The sequence below is a fragment of the Vibrio sp. Vb1554 genome (assembly GCF_033344235.1).
On sequence record NZ_JAWPOJ010000413.1, the window covers coordinates 1 to 1,080 of the forward strand.

1 protein-coding gene is annotated in these 1,080 nt (G+C 51.3%); it reads right to left on the bottom strand.

The features are described from left to right. Positions 1 to 1,080, bottom strand: a 1,080-nt coding sequence (locus tag R8N28_RS26700) for a GGDEF domain-containing protein (protein ID WP_318183855.1), incomplete at both ends; no start/stop codon positions are given.

Here is a 1,080-nt window from a genome sequence, read left to right on the forward strand (position 1 = left end):
AGTTGACTCTCTGCCTTTCCATCTGACGAAGCTGCACCCCGTTATTATCTTTGCTTAATAGATTGTAACGGTTACGCCCCTGCTCTTTCGCCGCATGGCACGCCGAATCCGCTTGCGCGTGCACCATTTGCGGCGTTTCTGCCGTGTGGTCGATGATACGAATGCCGACCGAGCAACTGATGAATAAGCGTGTGTCTTCCCAGATAAACAGGTGCTCACCCAATGTGGAGATAATCACCTTCGCAATATTGATCGCGCCATACTCGTCGCAATCTTTCAGTAGCACCGCGAATTCATCGCCGCCCATGCGCGCAAGCACGGAATTGTATGGCAGCACCTCTTCCAACATGCTGGCGCAAAATTGAATCGCGGCATCGCCCGCATCGTGCCCAACGGTGTCATTAAGCACTTTCAACTGGTCGAGATCGAGGTATAACATCGCATGCACTCGGCGGTGGCTATCCACTTCACGCAGCGCGGTTTTCAACTCCAACTCAAAGTGGTTGCGGTTGTATGTCCCCGTCAATAAGTCATAACGCGCCTGATACTCTAACTTCTCAGCCAAAAGTTTGGTCTCAGAAATGTCTTCACCCACAATCAGCAACTGATCGGAATCGTTGAGCGGTCGAATGTTTTCGCGTACCCAAACACTGTGCCCGTCAGCATGGCGATACTCGATTTCACGTCGCCACACATCATGAACTTGATGACTCGGTTGCAACAACACCTGGCGTGGGAACAGTGCTTTGTCATCAAGATAGAACTCTCGCAGGCGATGGCCGAGCATCTCAATCGGCTCGTAGCCCAATAACAGCTGCGCGAATCGGTTCACTTCTTGGATGCGGTTGTGGCTGTCGAGCGTCACCATCATCACGGGCTGCTGCTCGTAGTAATTACGCAAGCTCGACTCACGCTGATAGAGCTTATCTTCCATCAACTTACGGCTGGTGATATCACGCGCCTCAAACAGATACTGCTTTTGTTTGCCTACCTGCTGGGAGAACGGCTTTAAGGAAATTTCGAGCACCATAGAGCCGTGCTCTTTGCTCCAGATTTCGGCTTCAAATGTCGAAACTTGTT